Source organism: Streptosporangium canum (assembly GCF_900113865.1).
In the GTDB taxonomy this organism is placed as follows: domain Bacteria; phylum Actinomycetota; class Actinomycetes; order Streptosporangiales; family Streptosporangiaceae; genus Streptosporangium; species Streptosporangium canum.
The window spans coordinates 54,544-79,163 of sequence record NZ_FOQY01000008.1; the positions used below are offsets into that span (position 1 = coordinate 54,544).

Sequence of the window (24,620 nt, forward strand, 5' to 3'; positions counted from 1 at the left end):
TGCTGTCGATGACAGAGCGCCCCGCGGTCGGCCGCGGGGCGCTCACAGGTCAGGACTTGTGCGTCCGGGCGAGTCGCCGGATCGCGGCCTCGTAGATCTCGTCGGGGTCCAGACGCCGGAGCTCCTCGGCGAGCAGCTCCGAGGTCGGGCGGCGGGTCAGCGCCACCCGGCGGTCCGGCTGGCCCGGGCGGGACAGCGTGGCCAGACGGCCGTCGCCGCGGCCGATGGAGATGTCGCCGTCGGCCGTGACGAGCCTGACCGCGGTCAGGCCGGGGCCGGCCGATTCGGAGACCTTCACCGGGGCGCCGAGGCGTTCGCTGAGCCAGGCCGCCAGCAGCAGGGCGCTGGCGTGGCCGGGCACGGCCTCCACGAAACCCTTCTTGACCTTGCCCACCGGCTGGTCGAACGCGGCGGCCAGCAGGCTCCGCCACGTCGTCAGCCGGGTCCAGGCCAGGTCGGTGTCACCGGGGACGTAGCCCCGGGCCCGGCCGGTGATCGCCTGCACCGAGTCGGCCGCCGACCGCGCGTCGACGATGCGGCGCTGGGCGAGCATGCCGATCGAGTCCTTGGCCGGCACGTCCGGGCAGTCGCCCGGCCACCAGACCACCACCGGGGTGTCGGTGAGCAGCAGCGGACCGACCACCGAGTCGGCGTGCTTGGTGAGCTCGCCGTACAGGCGCAGCAGGATCACCTCACCCGGGGTGGACTCGCCGAACCGCAGCTCGGCGTCGAGCCGGTTGGGCTCCTGCGGGTCGCGGGGGATGACGACCAGTATCCGGGAGGGGTGCTCCCTGGCCGCCTCGGTCGCCGCCCGGACCGCGTCGTACTGGTTGCTCTCGTCGGAGACCACCACCAGGGTCAGCACCATGCCGACCGCGGGGGTGCCCATCTGGTGGCGCAGCTGGGTGAGCTGTGAGGAGATCTTCGACGCGGTCGTGCCGCTGAGCATGAAGCTCGCCATCTACAGTCTCCTCCACGCGCGCCCGTCGCGGGCCATCATCTCGTCGGCCGACGCCGGGCCCCACGTGCCCGCCGGATACTCCTCCGGCGGGCCCTGGGTGGCCCAGAAGTCCTCGATCGGGTCCAGGATCTTCCACGACAGCTCGACCTCGCGCTGGTGCGGGAAGAGCGGCGGGTCGCCGATCAGCACGTCCAGCAGCAGTCGCTCGTATGCCTCGGGGGAGGACTCCATGAACGACTCGCCGTAGGCGAAGTCCATCGAGACGTCCCTGACCTCCATGGCGGTGCCGGGCACCTTGGAGCCGAACCGCACCGTGATCCCCTCATCCGGCTGAACCCGGATGACCAGGGCGTTCTGCCCCAGGATCTCGGTGTCGTCCTTGCTGAACGGCAGGTGCGGCGCGCGCTGGAACACCACGGCGACCTCCGTCACCCGGCGGCTCAGCCGCTTGCCGGTGCGCAGGTAGAACGGCACCCCCGCCCAGCGGCGGTTGGCGATCTCCAGCTTGATGGCGGCGTAGGTCTCGGTGATGGAGTCCGGCGGGATGCCGTCCTCCTGCGTGTATCCGACGACCGGCTCGCCGCCCTGCCAGCCCTTCCCGTAGCGGCCGCGCGCGGTGGCCTCGGCCAGGTCCTGCGGCAGCCGGACGGCCTTGAGGACCTTCTCCTTCTCCCGGCGCAGCGAGTTGGCCTCGAACGACGTCGGGTCCTCCATCGCCACCAGCGCCAGCAGCTGGAGCAGGTGGTTCTGGATCACGTCCCGGGCCGCGCCGATGCCGTCGTAGTAACCCGCCCGGCCGCCGATGCCGATGTCCTCGGCCATCGTGATCTGGACGTGGTCGACGTAACCCCGGTTCCAGATCGGCTCGAACAGGTTGTTGGCGAACCGCAGCGCCAGGATGTTCTGGACGGTCTCCTTGCCCAGGTAGTGGTCGATGCGGAACACCGAGCTCTCCGGGAAGACCGCGCTGGTGATCGCGTTGAGCTCCTGGGCGCTCTTCAGGTCGTGCCCGAAGGGCTTCTCGATCACCACCCGGCGCCAGGACCCCTCGGGTCCGTGCGCCAGGCCGGTCCGCTTGAGCTGCTCGACCACGACGGGGAAGAACTTCGGCGGCACCGAGAGGTAGAAGCCGTAGTTGCCGCCGGTGCCCCGGGTCTGGTCGATCTCCTTGAGCATCATGGCCAGGGCGTCGAACGCGCCGTCGTCGGTGAACTCGCCCGGGCAGAAGAAGATGCCCTCCGACAACTGCTTCCAGACCTCCTCACGGAAGGGCGTCCGCGCGTGCTCCTTGACGGCGTCATGGGTGAGCTGTGCGAAGTCCTGGTCCTGCCAGTCGCGGCGGGCGAAGCCGACCAGGGAGAAACCCGGGGGCAGCAGCCCCCGGTTCGCCAGGTCGTAGATCGCCGGCAGCAGCTTCTTGCGCGCCAGGTCGCCGGTCACGCCGAACAGCACCAGCACACAGGGCCCCGCCACACGCGGCAGGCGCTTGTCGCCCGGGTCGCGCAACGGGTTGGCGGCCACCACCTCGTCGGTGATGGAGGCGGTCGCGGCCGCCGAGGCGGCGGCCACGGGCTCCTCGGCATGCGCCCCGGCGGTGTGGTGCGCGCCGTCGGAGCGCACCGGGCCGGCCTGCGCCGCGTCACTCTGCGCGGCGTCACTCTGCTCGGCGTCGCCCTGCGCGGGCTCGGCCCGCACCGCGTCGGCCCGCACCACGGAGCGTTCCTTGCTCATTCAGACCTCCCGCGCTGCCGCGAGCAGACGTGCGACACCGGCCGCACGATCGGTCAGGTGCAGCCGTACGGTGGGACGCCCGCGGCTGGCCAGCGCGCCCTGGTCTCCCAGGGCCTGCGCGAGCTGGAGACGGCCCAGGGTGTACGGCTTGCCGGGCACCTCGACGTCCTCTTCCACGGCCCCGGTGATCTGCAGGAACACGCCGTTCTGCGGGCCGCCCTTGTGGTACTGGCCGGTGGAGTGCAGGAACCGGGGGCCCCACCCGAAGGTGATCGGCCGCTCGGTCCGGACCGCGAGCTGCGCGCGCAGCGTGGCCGGGTCGGCCGCGCTCCACGCCTCGGTCATCTCCTCGAACGAGGCTCCCTCGGCGTGGGGCGCGTCGAACGCCGCCTCCCGGTCGAGGTAGGCCATGATCGCGAGATAGCCGTCGGAGGGGATGGCCTCCAGCAGCCGGGTGAACACGTCGGACAGGTCCTTGGGGGCCTCCGAGCCGGGCAGCTCGCCGTACACCTCGACCGGGCCGTCGACCAGGATCGGCGTGCCGACCGGCAGCTCCGGCCGGTCGAGCAGCTTGCCGGTGTTCTCCTTGGACTCGGCCACGTTCGGCTGGTCGAACGGGTCGATGCCGAGGACGCGGCCGGCGACGGCCGTGGCGTACTCCCAGACGAGGAACTGCGCGCCCAGCGGGCCGCTGACGGTCAGGGCGCCGTCGGAGTCGATCCCGGCGACCAGCTCGTCCTCGGCCTCGCCCGGCTCGGCGCCGACGACCGGCAGGATGCCCTTGCCCTGCTTGCCGGTGGACTCGGCGACCAGCTGCTCGATCCAGTCGGGCAGGCCGTTGATCTCCGAGAGGCTGTCCTCCAGCACGAGCTTGTCGCGGCCGGAGAGCGCGGCGGCGCCGAGGGCGGCGCCGAGCTCCAGGCCGGGGTTGCCCTCGGCCTGCGACAGCAGCGGCTGCACGGCGGCGGCGTCGTCGAGCAGCCGCTCCACGTCGGCCCCGGCGAGCGCGCTGGGCACCAGGCCGAACGCCGTCAGGGCGCTGTAGCGGCCGCCCACGTTGGGGTCGGCCAGGAAGACCCGGTATCCCGCGTCCCTGGCGGTCTGCTCCAGCGGCGACTCCGGGTCGGTGACCACGATGATCCGCTCGGCCGGGTCGATTCCCGCGTCGCGGAAGGCCTTCTCGTAGATCCGCCGGTGGCTGTCGGTCTCGACCGTGCCGCCGCTCTTGCTGGCGACCACCAGGATCGTACGGTCCAGCCGGTCGTCGAGCGCGCGGCGCACCTGGCCGGGGTCGGTGGTGTCGAGCACGGTCAACGGCACGTCGGCGGTGGCGGTGATGACCTCGGGGGCGAGCGAGGAGCCGCCCATGCCCGCCAGGACCACGTGGTCCAGGCCCTCGGCGCGGACCCGTTCGACGAGCTTGCCGAGCTCGGGCAGCAGCTCCCTGCTGGTCTGGGGGAGGGTAAGCCAGCCGAGGCGGATCGCCGCCTCGGGCTCGGCCTCCGGACCCCACAGGGCGGGATCACCGGCGGCCAGGGCCTCGTGGACCCCTTCGGCCACGAGCCGCCCGGCCGTCTCCGCGGCCTGCTCGGCCGGCCTCTCCTCGCCGAACGTTACGGACACTGACATGGGGTTCACGCCTTCCGCAGCTCGGCGGAGACGGTGGCCAGGAGCTCTTTCCAGGACGCTTCGAACTTCTCCACGCCCTCCTCCTCCAGCACCCTCACCACGTCGTCGTAGTCGATGCCGGCCTCCTTGAGCGCGGCCATGGTGTTCCAGGCGTCCTCGTAGGAGGGGCGGATGGTGTCGCCGGTGATCCGGCCGTGGCCGGCCACGGCGTCGAGGGTCTTCTCCGGCATCGTGTTGACCGTGTCCGCGGTCACGAGCTCGTCGACGTAGAGGGTGTCGGGGTAGCTCGGGTCCTTGGTGCCGGTGGAGGCCCACAGCGGGCGCTGCGGGCGGGCTCCGGCCGCGGCCAGGGCCTGCCAGCGCGGGGAGTTGACCACGTCTTCGAAGGCGGCGTAGGCGAGGCGGGCGTTGGCGACCGCCGCCTTGCCCTTGAGGGCCTTGGCCTCCGGGGTGCCGATCTTCTCCAGACGCTTGTCGATCTCGCTGTCGACGCGGCTGACGAAGAAGGAGGCCACCGACTCGATGCCGGCCAGGTTCAGGCCGTTGGCCCGCGCGCGCTCCAGGCCCGTCAGCCAGGCGTCCATCACGGCGCGGTAGCGCTCAAGGGAGAAGATCAGCGTGACGTTGACGCTGATGCCCTCGGAGATCGCCTGGGTGATCGCGGGCAGGCCCTCGACCGTGGCCGGGATCTTGATGAGCAGGTTGGGCCGGTCGACCATCCACCACAGCGCGCGCGCCTCGGCGATGGTCTTGTCGGTGTCCTTGGCCAGACGCGGGTCCACCTCGATCGAGACCCGGCCGTCCACGCCGCCGGTGGCGTCGTAGACCGGCCTGAGCACGTCGGCGGCCCAGCGGATGTCGTAGGTGGTGATGGCGCGCACCGCCTCCTCCACGTCCACGCCGCGCACGGAGAGGTCGTGGAGCTGGGTGTCGTAGGCGTCGCCCTTGCTCAGCGCGGAGGCGAAGATCGTCGGGTTGGAGGTGACGCCGACCACGTACTTCTCGCGGATCAGCGACTCCAGGTTGCCGGTGCGCAGGCGCTCGCGGCTGATGTCGTCCAGCCAGATGGATACGCCGTGCTCGGAAAGGCTCTTCAGGATCTCGCTCATGATCAGTTTCCTGTCGTCTCGCCCTTGTCGGCCCCGGTCCGCGCGAGGCTGGCCTTAGCGGCGGCAGCCACCCGCTCGGCGGTGAGGCCGAACTGCTCGTAAAGGGTCTTGTAGGGGGCCGAGGCACCGAAGTGCTCCAGGCTCACCACTTCCCCTTCATCTCCCACGAACTGCCGCCAGCCCAGCGAGATTCCCGCTTCGACGGCGACGCGCGCGCGGACCGCCGGGGGCAGCACCGTCTGCCGGTAGGCCGAGTCCTGGGCCTGGAACCACTCCACGCACGGCATCGACACGACCCGGGCCGGGATGCCCTCGGCCTCCAGCAGCTCACGGGCCTGCACGGCCAGCTCGACCTCGGAGCCGGTGCCGATCAGGACCACCGCGGGCTGGCCGTTGGAGGCCTCCTCCAGGACGTAGGCGCCCCGGGCCACCTTCCCGGCGTCGGCGGTGCCGGCGTAGACCGGGAGGTTCTGCCGGGTCAGCGCGAGCGCGGCCGGGCGGTCGCCGTGCTCCAGCACGGTCCGCCACGCCGCGGCCGTCTCGTTGGCGTCGGCCGGGCGGACGACGTCCAGGCCCGGGATGGCGCGCAGCGCCCACAGGTGCTCGACCGGCTGGTGGGTCGGGCCGTCCTCGCCCAGGCCGATGGAGTCGTGGGTCCACACGTAGGTGACCGGCAGCTTCATCAGCGCCGCGAGCCGCACGGCCGGGCGCATGTAGTCGCTGAAGACCAGGAACGTGCCGCCGTAGGGCCGGGTGCCGTTGTGCAGGGCGATGCCGTTGAGGATCGACCCCATGCCGTGCTCGCGGATGCCGAAGTGCAGCGTGCGGCCGTAGCGGTTGCCGGGGAACTCCTTGGTCTGGTACTCCTCCGGGATGAAGGACGGCTCGCCCTTCATCGTGGTGTTGTTGGACTCGGCCAGGTCGGCCGAGCCGCCCCACAGCTCGGGCAGCACGGGCGCGAGGCTGTTGAGCACCTCGCCGGAGGCCTTGCGGGTGGCGACGGAGGCGCCGGTCTCGAAGACCGGCAGCGCCTCGGTCCAGCCGGTCGGCAGCTGCCGCGCGCTGATCCGGTCGAACTCGGCGGCGCGCTCGGGGTTGGCCGACCGCCAGCTCTGGTATGCCTTCTCCCACTCGGCGCGGGCGGCCCGGCCGCGGCCGACGACCTCGCGGGCGTGCTCCAGGACCTCGGCCGGCACGTCGAAGCTCTTGGCCGGGTCCTGACCCATGACGGTCTTGGTGGCGGCGATCTCCTCGGCGCCCAGCGCCGAGCCGTGGGCCTTGCCGGTGTTCTGCTTGTTCGGCGCCGGCCAGCCGATGATGGTGCGCAGGCGGATGAACGACGGCCGGTCGGTCTCGGCGCGGGCGGCCTCCAGGGCCTGGTGCAGCGCCTCGACGTCCTCGGAGTAGTCGCCGTTCTTGGTCCAGTCGACGGTCTGGACGTGCCAGCCGTACGCCTCGTAGCGCTTGGCGATGTCCTCGCTCAGCGCGATCTGGGTGTCGTCCTCGATGGAGATGTGGTTGCTGTCGAAGACGACGACCAGGTTGCCCAGCTTCTGGTGGCCGGCGATGGCGCTGACCTCGTGGCTGACGCCCTCCTCGATGTCACCCTCGGAGGCGATGCACCAGATCATGTGGTCGAAGGGGCTGGCGCCCGGCGCCGCGTCCGGGTCGAACAGCCCCCGCTCGCGGCGGGCGGCCATGGCCATGCCGACGGCGTTGCCGAGACCCTGGCCGAGCGGGCCGGTGGTGGTCTCCACGCCGATGGTGTGGCCGTGCTCGGGGTGGCCCGGGGTCAGGCTGTCCCACTGGCGCAGGGCCTTGAGGTCGTCCAGGGACAGGCCGTAGCCCGACAGGTACAGCTGGATGTAGAGGGTCAGGCTGGTGTGCCCGGCGGAAAGGACAAACCGGTCCCGACCCGCCCACGTGGGGTCCGACGGGTCGTGCCGCAACGTCTGCTGGAAAAGCAGGTACGCGGCGGGTGCGAGGCTCATCGCGGTGCCGGGGTGGCCCGATCCCGCCTTCTCTACCGCGTCCATCGCCAGGGCCCGTACGACGTCGACCGCCTGACGGTCCAGGTCGCTCCATTCAAGGGCTGGCACGAGTTCGCTGCTCAAGTGCTCGATCTCCGGATCTAGTCGTGTGATGGTGGCGCCGGTTTGGCATTTCCCGCCCACACCGGACCCTAACGGGTCGGCCTTGCTACCGTTGCGTAGGCCGATCCGGGGCGAGCCCGCAGGAGTGATGATCAGCGCGGACAGAACCCCCGTGAGGCGTCCCGTCGTGCCGTCTCCGCACCCCATGCCGGAACCGGCCACCCCAACAACTAGAGTTGAGCATTCAAGGCTGGCTGGTGCCCGCATTCACGGATTCGCTCTAATCAGAGGTTACGCGTTGACCCCGCACGTGCTGGAAGCGCCTTAGATGGTGCTGACCGACAAGCAATCGACGGCCCCGTCCGCGACGGGCACGGCTGACACCGTCACGCCGCGCTCGTTCGGCGACGTCGTGAAGGCCTACGTCGCCCTCACCAAGCCGCGGATCATCGAACTGCTGCTGATCACGACGCTGCCGGTGATGTTCCTGGCAGCCCGTGGCCTGCCACCGCTGTGGATCGCCGTCTCCACCCTGGTCTTCGGCACCCTGTCGGCGGGCAGCGCGAACGCGCTGAACTGCTACATCGACCGTGACATCGACGCCGCGATGCGCCGTACCCGGCGCCGTCCGCTGGCCCGCGACCAGGTCCCGCCGGCCAACGCGCTGATCTTCGGCGTCGTCCTCGGCGTGCTGTCGACTCTTGGCCTGGGCTTGACGGTGAATTGGCTCGCGGCCGGCCTGTCGCTGGCGGCGAACCTGTTCTACGTCCTCGTCTACTCGATGATCCTGAAGCGGCGGACCTCCCAGAACGTGGTGTGGGGAGGCCTGGCGGGGTGCATGCCGGTGCTGATCGGCTGGGCCGGCGTCACGGGCGGCCTCGACTGGGCCCCGGTGGTGCTGTTCGGCGTGGTGTTCTTCTGGACCCCGCCGCACACCTGGACCCTCGCCATGCGCTACAAGGAGGACTACGCCGCGGCGAAGGTCCCCATGCTCCCGGTGGTCGCCACCGAGCGCCGCGTGGTGCTGGAGAGCATCGCCTACACCTGGGCGACGGTGGCCTGCTCGCTGCTGCTGTGGCCGATCGCCGGGACCACCCTGCTCTATCCCGCCGTGGCCGTCGTCCTCGGCGCCGCCTGCCTGTGGGAGGTCTACCGTCTGCTCGGCCGGGTCAACGCGGGCAAGACCGGCGTGGATCTGCGCCCGATGCGCTTCTTCCACTGGTCCAACGCCTACCTGGCGCTGCTCTTCCTCGCCGTCGCCGTCGACTCGATGCTCGTCTGAGCGCTCCAGGTACGGCATGCGCCCGCTGCGGCCCGCCCTTTCCCGGCCCTCCTCCGCGTCCGTGACGCCCGGCCCCCCGATCCGCGCGACGGCGGTGTCCCCGGGTGGCCGCCGGCCGCGGGAGAGGGAGGGGGGACACGTCGTGTTTGATCGGTTACGGTTGCCACATGGCAAGCCGTGATCCTCGGTGGGTGTTCAAGGACCGCCCGTCTGTCGCACTGATCGCCGGTCTTGTCGTGACCGGTCTGTGCGCGCTGGCGTCGTTCTCGTTCGACGTGCTGAACGGTGATCCGGTCTACTTCTTCATCGCCCTGGCCCTCGCCCTGGCCCCGGTTCCGGTGCTGCTGGCCGCCGTGCTCGCACTGGACCGCATGGAGCCGGAGCCGCGCAGCAACCTGATCTTCGCGTTCGCCTGGGGGGCGGGCGTGGCGGTCCTGATCGCGGGCCTGGTCAACTCCTTCAACCTGGTCTACATCGAGAACACCGTCCAGCTGGGCTATGACAGCTCGCGCAACATCGCCGCCACCTTCGGCGCCCCCGTGGTCGAGGAGACGATGAAGGGGCTGGTCCTGCTGGGCCTGCTCAGGTTCAAGCGGGCCGAGCTCGACGGGCCCACCGACGGCATCATCTACGCCAGCATGGTCGGCCTCGGCTTCGCGATGAGCGAGAACGTCAGCTACTACGTGGCCGCGCTCGACGACATGGGCGCGCAGGGGCTGGCGGTGACCGTCGTGCTCAGGGGGATCCTGTCGCCGTTCGCGCATCCGCTGTTCACCTCGATGATCGGGGTCGCGGTGGCCTACGCCGCGCAGCGCCAGGGCCGGGTGCGGGTCGTCGTGATCGCGGCCGGCTGGATCGGCGCGATGCTGCTGCACGGGATATGGAACGGCTTCGCCTCCTACGTCGGCATCGGCGGCCTGGCCGTCGCCTACGTGCTGCTGATGATCGTGCTTTTCGTCCTCATCGGGATCGTCTTCCGCGACCGCAAGCGCATCGTCGCCCTCATCCAGACCTATCTGCCCGCCTACCAGGCGACGGGGCTGGTGGGTCCGCACGACGTCGCCATGCTCTCCTCGCTGCCGAGCCGCCGCCAGGCCAGGCAGTGGGCCAGGACGAACGGCGGCCGGGCCGGGCTGCGGGCGATGAACGACTACCAGCTCGCCGCCACCGAGCTCGGCCTGCTCCACGAGCGGGCCAGGCGTCACATGATCGGTGAGCGCACGTTCAACGAGGAGCAGCACGCGCTGCTGGAGTGCATGGCGGGTGCCCGCGCCCACTTCCCGGTGCCGGCCGGGCAGGCGCCCCCGGCCGCCCAGGGCTACGCCCCGCCCGGCCCCGCCCCGCAGCCTCCGCCGGGCGCCGGCCCGCACCCGCCCTACCGGTAGGGGCTCAGCCGGCCCGCAGGGCGTCGTCGAGGGTGGTCTCGCGCGGCCCGGGGAAGACGGGGGCGGCGTCGAGGACCACCGAGTCGAGGAAGCCCTTCGCCGAGGCGGCGAACTCACGGGCCGCGTAGGAGTAGGTGGAGGCCCACTGCCGGGCCGAGTCGTCGCCGACGCCGAAGGTCTCCAGGCCCGCCGTACGGCACAGCGCGACGGCCCTGGGCAGGTGGAAGACCTGGGTGACGACGGTCAGCCACGCCCAGGTCAGCGGGGCGACGGCGAGCACGCTCAGCAGCACCGCCGCCTGGTAGGAGCGGCGCAGGGTCGTGCGTGACAGCGGCATCCGGCCATTGTCCGGCTATGCGGGGACGGAGTCGAGCCTGTCCCCGCGGGCGGTCTGGGCGTCCAGCGGCCCCCGTGTCCGCATCGCGAACACCACCCGCAGCGTGCAGATCCACACCAGCGTCGAGCCGAGCACGTGCAGGCCGACCAGGAACGCGGGCACGGCCAGGAAGTACTGGACGTATCCGATGATCCCCTGCGCCAGCTCCACGGACAGCAGCGTCAGCGCCGCCCGCCGCGCGGGAGCGGGCGCGCCGGTCACGCGCAGTGCGAACAGCAGGGCGAAGGTGAGCCCGACCACGACGTAGACGACGTCGGCGTGGATCCTGGCCACGACCTCGATGTCGAACGGGAACCGGGAGGCCATCTCGTCTCCGGAGTGCGGTCCGGTGCCGGTCACCACCACGCCCGCGACGAGCAGGACGGCGACCGCGGCGGTGAGCACGTAGCCGAGCGTGCGGATGTCGCGGCGGACCAGCCGCTCCGGCGCCGCGTCGCCCTCCCGCGAGCGGGCGTAGAGGGCGACGCAGGCGGCGATCAGGCCGATGGAGATCAGGAAGTGCATGCCCACGGTGAACGGGTTGAGCACGCTGTGCACGACCACGCCGCCCCAGAGCCCCTGCGCGGCCACGCCGATCGGCTGCAGCCAGGCGAGCCGGACCAGGTCCCGGCGCCGGGGCAGCAGCCGCACCGCGGCGAGCAGGCAGGCCAGGCCGACGGCCAGGACCAGGAAGGTCAGCAGCCGGTTGCCGAACTCGACGGCCATGTTGATCGGGGAGATCTCGCCGTGGGCGATCGGGACGAAGCTGTCGGGGGTGCACCTGGGCCAGGTGGGGCAGCCCAGTCCCGACTTGCTGACCCGGACCGCCGCGCCGGTCACGGTGATGCCGGCGTTGACCACCACCGCCACCAGCGCCCAGCGGCGCAGGGTGGCGGCCGTGGGGGACCACAGGGACCGCGTCAGGTTCACGGTCTGCCGACGGGCCTGGTCAAGGAGGTGCTTCACGGCTCACATGTTAGGCGGCGAGAGGGACGGTCCCGTCGCGGGCCCATGCGCTCGCCCTGAGATGATCTGCCCCTGTCGGTACGGCTTGTGCGGTGTACCGCCGGGTATGGGTCGGCTGAACTGGCGGAACGGCGGGGAGCGCCCGATTGATCCGTGCAACAGTATGTGACATAGTACTGGTGGGTCAGGTTGCGGGAGTGAGGTGAGTCATGCCGGACGTCGTGGTGATCGGCGCCGGAGTCGTCGGGGCCGCGTGCGCGTACTACGCGGCGCGCGCAGGGCTGGACGTGGTCGTCGTCGACCGCGGGCCCGTGGCGGGCGGCACGACCGGCGCGGGAGAGGGAAACGTCCTGGTCTCCGACAAGGAGCCGGGCCCCGAGCTCGACCTCGCCCTGCTCTCCAACGGCCTCTGGCGCGAGCTGGCGGAGTTCGACGGCTTCGAGTTCGAGCCCAAGGGCGGCCTCGTCGTCGCCGAGACCGGCGAGGTGCTGGAGGCGCTCACCGGCCTGGCGGGCAAGCAGGGGGTCGAGCACACGGTGGTCCCCTCCGGCGGGCTCGACGACTACGAGCCCCACCTGGCCCAGGGCTTCGCCGGAGGCGTGTTCTACCCGCAGGACGCCCAGGTCCAGCCCATGCTGGCGGCGGCCAGGCTGATCCGGCGGGGCGCCGACCGCTTCGGCCGCGGCACCCTGATGCTGCGCACCGGCGTCACGGTCACCGGCTTCCTGCGCGACGGCGACCGGATCGGCGGCGTCACGACCGACCACGGCGACATCCTCGCGGGAGCCGTCGTCAACGCCGCCGGGACCTGGGGCGGCGAGGTGGCCGCCATGGCCGGCGTGCACGTCCCGGTCCTGCCCAGGCGCGGCTTCATCCTGGTCACCGAGCCCTTCGACGAGCCGCTGATCAGGCACAAGGTCTACACCGCCGCCTATGTCACCAACGTGGCCAGCGACTCGGAGGGCCTGGAGACGTCCGCCGTCGTGGAGGGGACCCCCTCGGGGCCGGTGCTCATCGGCGCGAGCCGCGAGCGCGTCGGCTTCGACCGCACGGTCTCGGTGCCGGTGCTGGAACGCCTCGCCCGCCAGGCCGTCGAGCTGTTCCCGGCGCTGGCCGACCGCCGGGCGATCCGGGCCTACTGCGGCTTCCGGCCCTACTGCCCCGACCACCTGCCGGTCATCGGCGAGGACCCCCGGGCCCCCGGCCTCCACCACGCCTGCGGCCACGAGGGCGCGGGCATCGGCCTGGCGCCCGCCACCGGCCACCTGATCGCCCAGACGCTGGCCGGTCACCGCCCCGACCTCGACCTCACGCCCTTCCGCCCGGACCGCTTCGAGGAGCGCCGATGAACCAGCCGTACGACCTCGTGCGAGCGCGGCCAGAGCCGGAGTTCGAGATCAGCGTGGACGGCGCCCCCGTCCCGGTGATCCCCGGCCAGACCATCGGCGCGGCCCTGCACGGCGCGGGCATCCGGTCGTGGCGCACCACCAGGATCGGCGCCCGCCCGCGCGGGCTGTTCTGCGGCATCGGCGTCTGCTTCGACTGCCTGGTCACGGTCAACGGCAGCCCGTCCCTGCGGGCCTGCCTGACGGAGGCCCGCCCCGGAGACCGGGTGAGCACCGGCGCGCGAGCCGGACAGGACGGGCCGGGCGGCCGGCCCGGGGACGGCGGCGGCCACGGGACGGACGGCGGGAAGACGGTGAACGGCCGGTGAAGCCCCGCTACGATCTCGCCGTCATCGGCGCGGGCCCGGCCGGAGTGGCCGGCGCGCTCACCGCCTCCTTCGCCGGGCTGGACGTCGTGCTGATCGACGCCGCGCCCAGGCCCGGAGGCCAGTACTTCCGGCACCTGCCGCAGGGCTTCAACGCCCAGGCGCCCGGGGCCCTCCACCACGGCCTGGACGGGTTCACCCGGCAGTGGGAGACGCTGCGCGCCCGCGCCGACGTGCTGCTCGGCCACAAGGTCTGGGCGGTGGAGCGCGCCGAGGGGACGGTGACCGTACGGTGCCTTGAGGGGGACCGCGAGGAGCGGCCCCGCACGGTCACCGCGCGCGGGCTGCTGATCGCCACCGGCGCCCACGACCGGCCCCTGCCGTTCCCCGGCTGGGACCTGCCCGGCGTGCTGACCGCCGGCGGCGCGCAGGCCCTGCTCAAGGGCAACCTCGTCGTGGCGGGCCGGAAGGTCGTGGTCGCCGGGACCGGCCCCTTCCTGCTCCCGGTCGCCGCCGGTCTGGCCGGGGCGGGCGCGGACGTGCGCGGCGTCTACGAGGCCAACGGCCGGCTCGGGCTCGCCAGGCACCCGCTGCTCGCCGCGGGCAAGGCCGGTGAGGCCCTCGGGTACGGCGCGACCCTGGCCCGGCACCGGGTGCCCTACCGCGGCCGCCACGCGGTGATCGCGGCGCACGGCGAGGACGCGCTGACCCACGTCACCGTGGCGAGGCTGGACTCCGCCTGGAGGCCGGTCTCGACGAGGACCGTCGAGTGCGACACCCTCGCCTACGGCTACGGCTTCGTCCCCCAGCTCGAACTGCCGGTCCAGCTCGGCTGCGCCACCCGCGCCGACGCCGACGGCAGCCCCGTCGTCACCGTGGACGGGGGGCTGCGCACCAGCGTGCCCGGCGTCTACGCGGCGGGGGAGTCCACCGGTGTCGGCGGAGCCGTGCTGGCCGAGGTCGAGGGGCGCATCGCGGGCCGGAGCGCCGCCGCGGACCTGGGCCGGCGCGTCCCGCCCCTGCCCCGCCTGTCCCGGCGCAGGGAGCGCCTGGCCGCCTTCGCGAAGGCGCTGCTGGAGGCCTACCCGGTACGGCCGGGCTGGCAGGGGTGGCTCCGTGACGACACGCTGGTCTGCCGCTGCGAGGAGGTGCCCCTGTCGGCCGTACGCGAGGCCCAGGACCTGGGCGCCACCGACGCGCGCTCCGTCAAACTGCTGGCCCGCCCCGGAATGGGCTGGTGCCAGGGCCGTATGTGCGGCTACGCCGTGGCATGCCTCGCCGGCGAGGATCCCGCGGCACCCCGGCGCCCGATCGCCCAGCCCATCCGGCTGGGCGACCTCGCCGCGCCGACCCGATCCCCCTTGGAAGGATGATTCAATGACGACCCGTGTGAAACCCTGGCGCGGCGTGATGGTGGCCACCGCGCTGCCTCTCCGTGAGGACCTCTCGGTCGACTTCGACGCCTACGCGGAGCACTGCCGATGGCTGGTCGCGGGTGGCTGTGACGGCGTGGTGCCGAACGGCTCGCTGGGGGAGTACCAGACCCTGACGCCCGAGGAGCGGGCCAAGGTCGTGGAGACCGCGGTGGCGGCCATCGGCGGCGACCGGATCATGCCGGGGATCGCCGCCTACGGGGCGGGCGAGGCCCGCCGCTGGGCCGAGCAGGCGCGCGACGCCGGCTGCCAGGCGGTGATGCTGCTCCCGCCGAACGCCTACCGGGCCGACGAGCGGATCGTGGTGGAGCACTACCGCGAGGTGGCCAAGGCCGGCGTGCCGGTGGTGGCCTACAACAACCCCCTCGACACCAAGGTCGACCTCACCCCGGCGCTGCTGGCCCGGCTGCACGCCGAGGGCCTGATCGTGGCGGTCAAGGAGTTCACCGGCGACGTCCGCCGGTCCTATGAGATCGCCGAGCTCGCCCCGGAGCTGGACCTGCTGGTGGGCTCCGACGACGTGCTGCTGGAGATGGCCCTGGCCGGCGCGGTCGGCTGGGTGGCCGGCTACCCCAACGCGCTGCCCGAGTCCAGCGTGGCCCTGTACAAGGCGGCCCTGGCCGGGGACCTGACCACCGCGCTCCCGCTCTACCGCGCGCTGCACCCGCTGCTGCGCTGGGACTCCAAGACCGTGTTCGTGCAGGCCATCAAGCTCTCCATGGACCTGGCCGGGCGGAAGGGCGGCCCGTGCCGGCCGCCGCGGCTGCCGCTGGTCGCCGAGGAGGAGGCCCTCGTCCGCGCCGCCACCGAGAAGGCCCTGGCCGAGGGCCTGCGGTAACCGCGGGCCGGTCGTCCGCACTCCGTGGCCGGGCGCACCATTGAGTGCGGCCGGCCACGGGGCCGAAAGGCAGCTCACCCCCTGCGAGGAGTATCAATGAGGACGAAACGGGTCTTCCACGCGGTGGACTCCCACACCGAGGGCATGCCCACCCGGGTGATCACCGGGGGAGTGGGAGTCATCCCCGGCTCGACCATGGCCGAGCGCCGCGAGCACTTCCTGGCCGAGATGGACCACATCCGGACCCTGCTCATGTACGAGCCGCGCGGTCACTCGGCGATGAGCGGGGCCATCCTGCAGCCGCCGACCCGGCCCGACGCCGACTACGGCGTGCTCTACATCGAGGTCTCCGGCTGCCTGCCGATGTGCGGCCACGGCACCATCGGCGTCGCCACCGTCCTGGTGGAGACCGGGATGGTCGAGGTGGTCGAGCCGGTCACCACCATCCGGCTGGACACCCCCGCCGGGCTGGTCGTCGCCGAGGTGCGGGTCGAGGACGGCGCCGCCACCGCGGTGACCATCACCAACGTGCCCTCCTTCAGCGCCGGCCTGGACCGCACCGTCAAGGTGCCCGGCATCGGCGAGGTCGCCTACGACCTGGCCTACGGCGGCAACTACTACGCGATCCTGCCGATCGAGTCGGTCGGCCTGCCGTTCGACCGGGCGCACAAGCAGCCGATCCTCGACGCGGGCCTGGCGATCATGGACGCGATCAACGGGCAGGACGAGCCCGTCCACCCGCTGGACGCGGGCATCCGCGGCTGCCACCACGTGCAGTTCACCGCCCCCGGCTCCGACGCCCGCCACTCCCGGCACGCGATGGCCATCCATCCCGGCTGGTTCGACCGCTCGCCCTGCGGCACCGGCACCAGCGCCCGGATGGCCCAGCTTCACGCCCGGGGCGAGCTCCCCCTCGGCGCCGACTTCGTCAACGAGTCGTTCATCGGCACGCGGTTCGTCGGCCGGCTCGTCGAGGAGACGGAGGTGGCCGGTCTGCCCGCGGTGGTTCCGACCATCACCGGGCGGGCATGGGTCACCGGCACCGCCCAGTACTTCCTCGACCCCCGTGACCCGTTCCCCGAAGGTTTCCTGCTTTGACACACGTGATCAATCTGATCGAGAGCCGTTCCCCGCACAACCCGGCCGACCTGGTCGCCTCCTTCCCCGCGGCGGGGGAGGCGGGCGTCCAGGCCGCGGTCCGGCTGGCGCAGGCCGTACAGCACGACTGGGCGTCAAGGAACGCCGCCGCGCGGGCCACGGCCCTGGCGCGGGCCGCCGACGCCGTGGAGGGGGCGGCCGACGAGCTGGCCGCCCTGGTGGTCCGCGAGGTCGGCAAACCGGTGACCGAGGCGCGCGGCGAGGTCGCCCGCTCGGTGTCGATCCTGCGCTACTACGCCCAGCAGGTGTTCGACCCGGTCGGCGCGGTCCACGAGCCGTCGGGCGCGGGACTGCTCTTCACCCGGCGGCGGCCGCTCGGCGTCGCCGGCCTGATCACACCGTGGAACTTCCCGCTGGCCATCCCGCTGTGGAAGGCCGCGCCCGCGTTGGCGTTCGGCAACACGGTCGTGCTCAAGCCCGCCCCGCAGGCGCTGGCGTGCGCGCTGCGCCTGGCCGAGCTGCTGAACCTCAACGAGTTCCAGGTCGTGCCCGGCGACGCGGAGGAGGGCGCCGCGCTGGTGGAGGCCGCCGACGTGGTCTCCTTCACCGGCTCCGCCGCCGTGGGCGCGCTGGTGCGCGAGGCCGCCGTACGGCGTGGTGTGCCGGTGCAGGCCGAGATGGGCGGGCAGAACGCCAGCATCGTGCTGCCGGACGCCAATCTGGAGGCCGCGGCCGCCCAGATCGCGGCGGCGGCGATGGGCTTCGCCGGGCAGAAGTGCACGGCCACCAAGCGGATCATCACGGTCGGCAACGGCGACGAGGTCCGCGAGGCCGTGCTCGCGGCGGTGGCCAAGCTCGGCTTCGGCGACCCGTCCGACCCCGGCACGGCCGTCGGCCCGCTGATCGACGAGGCGGCCCGCGACCGGGTCGTGGACGCGGCGGCGGGCGCGGTCGCCGCGGGCGGCCGGATCCTGACCGGGGGCCGCGCCGTGCACAGCCTTCAGGAGGGCGGGCTCGGCGGCTGGTATGTGGAGCCGACGCTCGTGGACGGCCTGCCGGCCGGCCACCCGCTGGCCTGCGAGGAGGTCTTCGGGCCGATCTGCGTGGTCCAGGACGCCGCCTCGGCGGACGAGGCGGTGGCGCTGGCCAACGGCGTCCGGTACGGCCTGGCCTCGGCCGTCTACACCAGCGACCTGGACCGGGCCCTGGACCTCGGCGCGCGGCTGGACACCGGCCTGGTCAAGGTGAACGCCCCGACCAGCGGCGTGGACTTCTACCTGCCGTTCGGCGGGGAGAAGGACTCCAGCTACGGAGGCCGGGAGCAGGGCAAGGCGGCCCAGGACTTCTACACCTCGACCCACACCGTCACCATAAGCCCGGCAGGCTGAGAGCCCGCCGTCCGTGAAGGGGCATCCCCGCCCGGGGGTGCCCCTTCGCATATGCGCACCACGGGAAGATCAAAGATGTGTGAAGTTTAACGGTCTTGTTTCGGCCCTTGACGTGGACATTCCACACCTAGTGCAATGTCACATATCATTATTTGTGAGGAGCCGCAAATGCGCGCCATCCCCCTGAAGTCCTTCGCTTCGCTGGCCGTCGTCGGCCTCCTGGCCACCGGATGTGGTCAGGGCCTGCTCGGCGGCGACGACGGCGACAAGGCCGCCACCGCGAACGACCCGATCGTCCTCGGCATGCTGATCCCCCAGTCGGGCAGCGAGGCCGCCATCGGTCCCTATATGAGCAACGCGGCACAGCTGGCGCTCGACGAGATCAACGCCAAGGGCGGAGTCCTCGGCCGCAAGCTGGAGCTGAAGACCGCCGACGACGCCTGCGACGCCCAGTCGGCGGCGGCCGGAGCCAACAAACTGGTCACCGAAGGCGTGGACATCTCGGTCGGAGGATACTGCTCCGGCGCCACGCTTCCCACCCTGCCCATCTTCGGCAAGGCTAACATCCCGATGATCATTCCGGCCGCCAACTCCCAGGAGCTGGTCGACCAGAAGCTCAAGCACGTCTTCCTGATCAACGGCACCGGCTCCCAGCAGGCCGGGGCGGCGGAGAAGTGGATCGCCAAGCAGGGCGCCAAGAGCGTCGTGCTGATGCACGACAACACCAGCTACTCCAAGGACATCGCGCTGCGCACCAAGGCGCTGCTCGACGCCCCCGGCGACGCCGAGGCCGTGCTCGTCGAGACGGTCACGCCCAAGGAGAGCGACTACAGCGCCAACATCACCAACGTGCTGGCCAAGAAGCCCGACTTCGTCTACTGGACCGGCTACTTCCAGGAGGGCGGCCTGATCGCCCGCCAGCTCCGCCAGGCCGGGTACAAGGGCTCCATCATGGTCGGAGACGGCTCGGTCTCGCCCAAGCTGGTCGAGATCGCCGGGGCCGAGGCCGCCGAGGGCGTCTACGCCACGATGACCCAGACCCCCGACACGCTCGAAGGCGCCGAGGGCTGGATCGCGGCCTACAAGAAGAAGTACAACGCCGACCCCGGCCCCTACTCCAACCAGGCCTACGACGCCGTGCGGCTGGCCGCCGAGGCCGTCACCAAGGCGGGCGGCACCGACGGCGCCAAGGTCGTCTCCGCGCTGGAGGCGATCGACGGGTTCTCGATGTTCTCCGGGCCGCTGAAGTTCACCCCCGAGCACACGCTGTCCAACGGCGGCTTCCAGATTCTCGTCGTCAAGGACGGCAAGATCACTCTGCAGGACTCTCTCAAATGACACAGCTCGTCTGGAACGGCCTGTTCGTCGGCTCGTTCTACGCCCTGGTGGCGCTGGGCTACAGCATGGTCTACGGGATCATCAAGCTGCTCAACTTCGCCCACGGCGACCTGTACATGCTCGGCGCGTTCGTCGGCTTCGCCATCCTCGGCGCGGTCGGCGGCGTGTCCTCCTCGATGGCCCTGCCGCTGCTGCTCGTGGTGCTCCTGGCGACCATGGTCCTCACCGGCCTGGCCGGGGTGGCACTGGAACGGGTCGCCTACCGGCCACTGCGCCGCGCGCCCCGGCTCTCCCTGCTCATCACCGCGGTCGGCGCGTCCTTCGCCCTGGAGTACGGCATGCGCGCCGCCGCCGGGGCCGACCCGCGGGTCTACCCGGTACGGCTCGGCGGCACCTCCGTGGAGGTGCTCGGAGCCCGGCTGACCCTGCAGCAGCTCGTCCTGGTCGGGGTGGCCGTCGTCCTCATGATCGGGCTCAACCTGCTGATCACCAGGACCCGCGAGGGCCGGGCCATGCGGGCCATCGCCCTCGACCCGCGTACCAGCTCGCTGATGGGCATCGACGTGAACGCGGTCATCTCCCGGACCTTCTTCATCGGCTCGGCCCTCGCCGGGGCCGCCGGGGTGATGGCGGGGGCCTACTACGGGAAGATCGACTTCCTGATGGGCTTCCTGATCGGGCTCAAGGCCTTCACCGCGGCCGTCATCGGCGGCATCGGCAACATCCCCGGCACCATGCTCGGCGGACTGCTGCTCGGGCTGCTGGAGTCGTTCGGCACGTTCTGGCTGGGCGGCGAGTGGCGCGACGTGTTCGCCTTCGGGGTGCTGATCCTGTTCCTGACCGTGCGGCCCACGGGCCTGCTCGGCGAACGTGTGACGGAGCGGGTATGACCGGCACGACGAAGGTCCGCCGGGTCGGCAACGCCAAGCCCCCGACCCGTGCCTCGAAACTGCTGCAGAACAGGTGGGCCGGGATCGCCGGCCTGCTGATCGCGCTCCTGGCGCCGTTCGTCAACGCCAGCGGCTACGCGCTGTCGGTCATGACCAGCGCGGCCATCTTCGTGATGCTCGCGGCCGGGCTGAACATCGTGGTCGGCTACTGCGGCCTGCTCGACCTCGGCTACGTCGCCTTCTTCGCGGTCGGCGCCTACACCAGCGGGGTGCTGTCCACCCGCCTCGACCTGCCGCTGCTGGTCACCGTGCCGGCCGTCATCGTGGTCACGGTCATCGCCGGGATCATCATCGGCGCGCCCACCCTCCGGCTCCGCAGCGACTACCTCGCCATCGTCACCCTCGGCTTCGGCGAGATCATCCGGATCACCGCGAACAACCTGGACGTCACCGGCGGGCCCTCGGGCATCTACGGCATCCCGCACCTGACCGACAGCCCGGTGGTCTTCTACTACGTGACCGTGGTGGTCGTCTCCCTGGCCGTCCTCGGCGCGGCCCGCCTGGGCCGCTCCCGGCTCGGCCGGGCCTGGCGGTTCGTCCGCGAGGACGAGGACGCCGCCGAGGCCATGGGCGTGCACACCTACCGGGTCAAGCTCGCCGCCTACATCGCCGGAGCGGTCTGGGGCGGCCTGGCCGGAGTCCTGTTCGCCGCGCAGCTGTCGGCGATCTCCCCGACCAGCTTCACCTTCCTGCAGTCCGCGCTGGTCCTGATGGCGGTCGTGCTGGGCGGCATGGGCTCGATCCCCGGCGTCGTCATCGGCGCCGTCGTGATCAGCATCCTGCCGGAGATCCTGCGCGACCTCGCCGACTACCGGTTCTTCATCTTCGGCGTCCTCCTCATCGCGGTCATGATCCTGCGCCCGCAGGGGCTGTGGCCCGCCCGATCCAAGGAGGTCTCGTGAGCCTGCTGAGCGTGGAGGACCTGCGCCTGTCCTTCGGCGGACTGCTGGCCATCGACGGGCTCACGTTCTCGGTGGGCGAGGCGGAGATCGTCTCCGTCATCGGCCCCAACGGCGCGGGCAAGACGTCGGCCTTCAACTGCGTCACCGGCTTCTACCGTCCCACCTCGGGCCGGATCACCCTGCGGGGCAAGGACCTTCCCGGGCTGAGGCCGTCCGCCATCGCGGGCCTCGGCGTCGCGCGCACCTTCCAGAACCTGCGCCTGTTCGGCGAGCTGTCGGTCCTGGACAACGTGCGGGCCGGATCGCACCTGTGGCTCAAGCAGAGCGTGTTCGACGCCCTGCTGCACACCCCCCGCTACCGCCGCTCCGAACGCGAGTGCACCGAGCAGGCCCACCACTGGCTGGACTTCGTCGGCCTGAGCGGCGACCGCTACAGCGAGGCCCGCAACCTGCCCTACGGCGAGCAACGCCTCACGGAGATCGCCAGGGCCCTGGCCCGCCGCCCCGACCTGCTGCTGCTGGACGAGCCCGCCGCCGGGCTCAACCACGGGGAGAAGGCCGAGATGCTCGACCTGATCCGGCGGATCCAGGCGCTGGGCGTGGCGATCGTGCTCATCGAACACGACATGGGCCTGGTCATGGAGGTCTCCGAACGCGTGGTCGTGCTCAACTTCGGCAAGGAGATCGCCGACGGCCGCCCGGAGGACGTCCGCCGGAACCCGGCCGTCATCGAGGCCTACCTCGGGAGTGACGCCCATGCTTGAGATCCACGGACTGGACGTCCACTACGGCGGTGTGCACGCCCTGCGCGGCCTGTCCCTGACCATCGCGCCGGGGGAGATCGTCGCCCTGCTGGGCAACAACGGCGCGGGCAAGACCACCACGCTGTCGGCGGTCTCCGGCCTGGTGCGCTCCACCGCCGGGAAGGTCGTCTTCGACGGGCGGGACATCACCAGGGACAGACCCCACAAGATCGCCGAACGCGGCCTGGTGCACGTCCCCGAGGGCCGCAGGGTCTTCAGCACCCTCACCGTGCACGAGAACCTGCAGCTCGGCGGCTACCTGGTCCGCGACCAGGCCGAGATCCGCAAGCGGATCGAGCGCGTCTACGAGCTGCTGCCCCGCCTGGCCGAGCGGCGCGCCCAGCAGGGCGGCACGCTGTCCGGCGGCGAGCAGCAGATGCTCGCCATCGGCCGGGCCCTGGTGACCGGGCCCCGGCTGCTGCTGCTCGACGAGCCCTCCATGGGCCTGGCCCCGCTGGTGGTCGCCTCGGTGATGGAGCTGATCGCCGGGATCAACGCCGAGGGCACCTCGGTGCTGCTCGTCGAGCAGAACGCCACCGCCGCGCTCAAGATCGCTCACCGCGGTTACGTGATCGAGAACGGCGAGTGCGTGCTGGACGGCCCCGCGGCCGGCCTGCGCGAGGACCCCCGGGTGGTCGAGGCCTACCTCGGCGGAGTGTGAGGCGGACTATGACAGGAGGGGGAACGATGGTTCACACGATCGACTACCACACCGGCGGCGAGCCGTTCCGGATCGTCGCCTCCGGCGTGCCCGACATCCCCGGCGGCACGGTCCTGGAGCGCCGCGAGTCGGCGGCGGCCCCGGAGATCGACGGGGTGCGGCGGCTGCTCTGCCACGAGCCGCGGGGGCACGCCGACATGTACGGCTGCTTCCTCGTCCCGCCGGACGACGAGGGAGCCGATCTCGGCGTGCTGTTCTGGCACAAGGACGGCTACTCCACCGCCTGCGGCCACGGCACCATCGCGCTCGGGGTCTACGCCGTGGACAGCGGCCTGGTCCGGGCCGATCCGGACGGGGAGACCGACGTCGTCGTCGACGTCCCGTCCGGCAGGGTGACGGCCCGGGTCCGCTGCGTGGAGGGCCGGGTCGAGGCCGTCACGTTCCGGAACGTGCCGTCCTACGTGCTCGCGCGAGACGTCGAGCTGGGCCCGCTCGCCGGGACCGGCCCGGACGCGCCCGCCGCGGGCTCCGGGATCGGCCGGCTCGCCGGCGTCAGGGCCGACGTCTCCTACGGCGGAGCCATCTACGCCTCGGTCCCGGCCGCGGCGTTCGGGCTGAGCGTGGCGCCCGAGCACCTCACCGAGCTGATCGCGCTCGGCCGGGCGGTGAAGGCGGCCCTGGCCGGTCACCCCGCCTCCCGGCACCCGGGCGACGACCGGCTGTCGGGGATCTACGGCGTCATCTTCTACGACGAGCTGGGCCCCGGCCACCAGCGCAACGTCACCGTCTTCGCCGACGGCGAGGTGGACCGCTCGCCGTGCGGCTCGGGCACGGCCGCCCGGCTGGCGCTGCTGCACGCCGACGGCTTCACCGGCACGCTCGTCCACGAGGGCATCGTGGGGACCTCCTTCCGGGCCCGGGTGGCCGAGGTGACCGAGGAGGGGATCGTCCCCGAGGTGGAGGGCATGGCCTACCGCACCGGGGAGCACCGGTTCACTCTGGACCCGCGCGACCCCGTCGGCACCGGGTTCACCCTCCGGTGAGCGCGCTGCCCTACCTGGACGGGGAGACCCTGCGCGAGCTGGTGCCGATGGCGCGGGCCGTGCAGGCGCTCCAGGACGCGCTGCTGGCGGGGCTCGACCCCGAGGACACCCCGCGGCGGCCCGTCGTGGAGGTACCCGCCGGGCAGCTGCTGCTGATGCCCGCCGCGTGGGGCCGTCACGTGGGGATCAAGGTGGCCGGGGTGGCCCCGGCCAACCCCTCGCGCGGACTGCCGCGGATCCAGGGCGCCTACCTGCTGATGGACGGCGAGAGCCTGGCTCCGCTGGCCATGATGGACGGCGTCGCGCTCACCTCGCTGCGCACCCCCGCCGTCTCCGCGCTGGCCGTACGGCATCTGGCCGAGCCCGGCGCCTCGGAGATGGCGGTGTTCGGCACGGGACCGCAGGCGTGGGGGCACGTGGAGGCCTTCCGCGCGGTCCGGCCGGTGGAGCGGGTGAGCGTGATCGCCCGGGACGCGGCGAAGGCCCGTGCCTTCGCCGCCCGGTGCGCCGCCGAGGGCCTGCGGGCCGCTACGGTGGCCGATCCCGGACAGGCCGACCTGATCGCCTGCTGTACGACCGCCAGGACTCCCCTGTTCGACGGTAGGCTCACCCGGGATGACGCGACCGTGGTCGCGGTCGGCTCCCACGAGCCGGATGCCCGGGAGGTCGACGACGATCTCGTCGCGCGTGCCACGGTGGTCGTCGAAGCCCGCAGTGCCGCTCTCGCCGAGGCGGGAGACCTGATCATCCCGTTGCGGAACGGTACGATCACCATTGGTAACCTCGCCGGTAACCTCGGGGAGCTGGTCGCCGGCGCGGTGCCTCGCGGTCCGGGGCCCCGGCTGTTCAAGAGCGTGGGCATGGCGTGGGAGGACCTGGTGGTGGCGGCCGCCGCCTACGAGGCGTGGATGCGAGTGAGATGA

General features: G+C 72.1%; 22 protein-coding genes. 15 read left to right on the plus strand and 7 right to left on the minus strand.

The window, feature by feature from the left end; translation table 11 throughout:
- Positions 1-49: 49 nt before the first annotated feature.
- Genes BM085_RS14105 through tkt form a run of 5 tightly spaced genes read right to left on the minus strand, consistent with a single transcriptional unit; the run spans position 50 to position 7,466 of the window.
- Positions 50-961: a glucose-6-phosphate dehydrogenase assembly protein OpcA gene (locus tag BM085_RS14105; protein ID WP_093887458.1), complete on the minus strand. Its 912-nt coding sequence runs from the start codon at positions 959-961 to the stop codon at positions 50-52.
- Positions 962-2,692, minus strand: coding sequence for a glucose-6-phosphate dehydrogenase (zwf, locus tag BM085_RS14110; protein WP_245789312.1), 1,731 nt, complete (start codon positions 2,690-2,692; stop codon positions 962-964). It abuts the gene before it with no gap.
- On the minus strand, positions 2,693-4,321 hold the full coding sequence (locus BM085_RS14115) for a glucose-6-phosphate isomerase (protein WP_093887459.1): 1,629 nt from the start codon (positions 4,319-4,321) through the stop codon (positions 2,693-2,695). It lies immediately after the preceding gene.
- A gap of 5 nt (positions 4,322-4,326) precedes the next feature.
- Positions 4,327-5,430: a transaldolase gene (tal, locus tag BM085_RS14120; RefSeq protein ID WP_093887460.1), complete on the minus strand. Its 1,104-nt coding sequence runs from the start codon at positions 5,428-5,430 to the stop codon at positions 4,327-4,329.
- A gap of 2 nt (positions 5,431-5,432) precedes the next feature.
- Positions 5,433-7,466 carry a transketolase gene (tkt, locus tag BM085_RS14125; RefSeq protein WP_245789330.1) on the minus strand — a complete coding sequence of 678 codons (2,034 nt, stop codon included), beginning with the start codon at positions 7,464-7,466 and terminating at the stop codon, positions 5,433-5,435.
- A 385-nt stretch (positions 7,467-7,851) separates the two neighbouring features.
- On the opposite strand from tkt, the gene BM085_RS14130 reads away from it, so the two are divergent.
- Together BM085_RS14130 and BM085_RS14135 are read left to right on the plus strand one after the other, a co-directional pair.
- Positions 7,852-8,805: a heme o synthase gene (locus BM085_RS14130; protein ID WP_093887462.1), complete on the plus strand. Its 954-nt coding sequence runs from the start codon at positions 7,852-7,854 to the stop codon at positions 8,803-8,805.
- A 167-nt stretch (positions 8,806-8,972) separates the two neighbouring features.
- Positions 8,973-10,190 (plus strand): PrsW family intramembrane metalloprotease, encoded by a 1,218-nt coding sequence (locus BM085_RS14135; protein WP_177245103.1) that lies wholly within the window; start codon positions 8,973-8,975, stop codon positions 10,188-10,190.
- 4 nt (positions 10,191-10,194) lie between these two features.
- On the opposite strand, the gene BM085_RS14140 is transcribed toward BM085_RS14135, so the two are convergent.
- Both BM085_RS14140 and BM085_RS14145 read right to left on the minus strand, forming a co-directional pair.
- On the minus strand, positions 10,195-10,527 hold the full coding sequence (locus BM085_RS14140) for an ElyC/SanA/YdcF family protein (protein ID WP_093887464.1): 333 nt from the start codon (positions 10,525-10,527) through the stop codon (positions 10,195-10,197).
- Between the two features lie 15 nt (positions 10,528-10,542).
- Positions 10,543-11,532: a COX15/CtaA family protein gene (locus tag BM085_RS14145; RefSeq protein WP_093887465.1), complete on the minus strand. Its 990-nt coding sequence runs from the start codon at positions 11,530-11,532 to the stop codon at positions 10,543-10,545.
- A gap of 209 nt (positions 11,533-11,741) precedes the next feature.
- Here BM085_RS14145 and BM085_RS14150 point away from each other — a divergent pair, with 209 nt between their 5' ends.
- From BM085_RS14150 to BM085_RS14210, 13 genes are all read left to right on the plus strand, one after another.
- The gene (locus BM085_RS14150) at positions 11,742-12,881 is read left to right on the plus strand and encodes an NAD(P)/FAD-dependent oxidoreductase (protein ID WP_093887466.1); all 1,140 of its coding nucleotides are present in this window, start codon (positions 11,742-11,744) and stop codon (positions 12,879-12,881) included.
- Positions 12,878-13,246, plus strand: a complete 369-nt coding sequence (locus tag BM085_RS14155) for a (2Fe-2S)-binding protein (protein ID WP_051865150.1) — start codon at positions 12,878-12,880, stop codon at positions 13,244-13,246. Before BM085_RS14150 ends, BM085_RS14155 begins: the two co-directional genes overlap by 4 nt.
- Positions 13,243-14,616 carry an FAD/NAD(P)-dependent oxidoreductase gene (locus BM085_RS14160; protein WP_093887467.1) on the plus strand — a complete coding sequence of 458 codons (1,374 nt, stop codon included), beginning with the start codon at positions 13,243-13,245 and terminating at the stop codon, positions 14,614-14,616. The genes BM085_RS14155 and BM085_RS14160 overlap by 4 nt, the downstream gene beginning before the upstream one ends.
- Before the next feature lie 4 nt (positions 14,617-14,620).
- The gene (locus BM085_RS14165) at positions 14,621-15,514 is read left to right on the plus strand and encodes a dihydrodipicolinate synthase family protein (RefSeq protein WP_093887468.1); all 894 of its coding nucleotides are present in this window, start codon (positions 14,621-14,623) and stop codon (positions 15,512-15,514) included.
- Positions 15,515-15,610: 96 nt separating this feature from the next.
- Positions 15,611-16,612, plus strand: coding sequence for a proline racemase family protein (locus BM085_RS14170; protein ID WP_093887469.1), 1,002 nt, complete (start codon positions 15,611-15,613; stop codon positions 16,610-16,612).
- 5 nt (positions 16,613-16,617) lie between these two features.
- The gene (locus BM085_RS14175) at positions 16,618-18,000 is read left to right on the plus strand and encodes an aldehyde dehydrogenase family protein (RefSeq protein WP_245789331.1); all 1,383 of its coding nucleotides are present in this window, start codon (positions 16,618-16,620) and stop codon (positions 17,998-18,000) included.
- 168 nt (positions 18,001-18,168) lie between these two features.
- Complete coding sequence (locus BM085_RS14180; protein ID WP_093887471.1) at positions 18,169-19,338, plus strand: branched-chain amino acid ABC transporter substrate-binding protein; 1,170 nt, start codon at positions 18,169-18,171, stop codon at positions 19,336-19,338.
- Positions 19,335-20,228 carry a branched-chain amino acid ABC transporter permease gene (locus tag BM085_RS14185; protein ID WP_093887472.1) on the plus strand — a complete coding sequence of 298 codons (894 nt, stop codon included), beginning with the start codon at positions 19,335-19,337 and terminating at the stop codon, positions 20,226-20,228. The genes BM085_RS14180 and BM085_RS14185 overlap by 4 nt, the downstream gene beginning before the upstream one ends.
- The gene (locus BM085_RS14190) at positions 20,225-21,190 is read left to right on the plus strand and encodes a branched-chain amino acid ABC transporter permease (protein WP_093887473.1); all 966 of its coding nucleotides are present in this window, start codon (positions 20,225-20,227) and stop codon (positions 21,188-21,190) included. Before BM085_RS14185 ends, BM085_RS14190 begins: the two co-directional genes overlap by 4 nt.
- The gene (locus tag BM085_RS14195) at positions 21,187-21,954 is read left to right on the plus strand and encodes an ABC transporter ATP-binding protein (protein ID WP_031167110.1); all 768 of its coding nucleotides are present in this window, start codon (positions 21,187-21,189) and stop codon (positions 21,952-21,954) included. Before BM085_RS14190 ends, BM085_RS14195 begins: the two co-directional genes overlap by 4 nt.
- The gene (locus BM085_RS14200; protein WP_093887474.1) at positions 21,947-22,654 is read left to right on the plus strand and encodes an ABC transporter ATP-binding protein; all 708 of its coding nucleotides are present in this window, start codon (positions 21,947-21,949) and stop codon (positions 22,652-22,654) included. The genes BM085_RS14195 and BM085_RS14200 overlap by 8 nt, the downstream gene beginning before the upstream one ends.
- A 26-nt stretch (positions 22,655-22,680) precedes the next feature.
- Positions 22,681-23,697: a proline racemase family protein gene (locus BM085_RS14205; RefSeq protein WP_093887475.1), complete on the plus strand. Its 1,017-nt coding sequence runs from the start codon at positions 22,681-22,683 to the stop codon at positions 23,695-23,697.
- Complete coding sequence (locus tag BM085_RS14210) at positions 23,694-24,620, plus strand: ornithine cyclodeaminase family protein (protein WP_093887476.1); 927 nt, start codon at positions 23,694-23,696, stop codon at positions 24,618-24,620. Before BM085_RS14205 ends, BM085_RS14210 begins: the two co-directional genes overlap by 4 nt.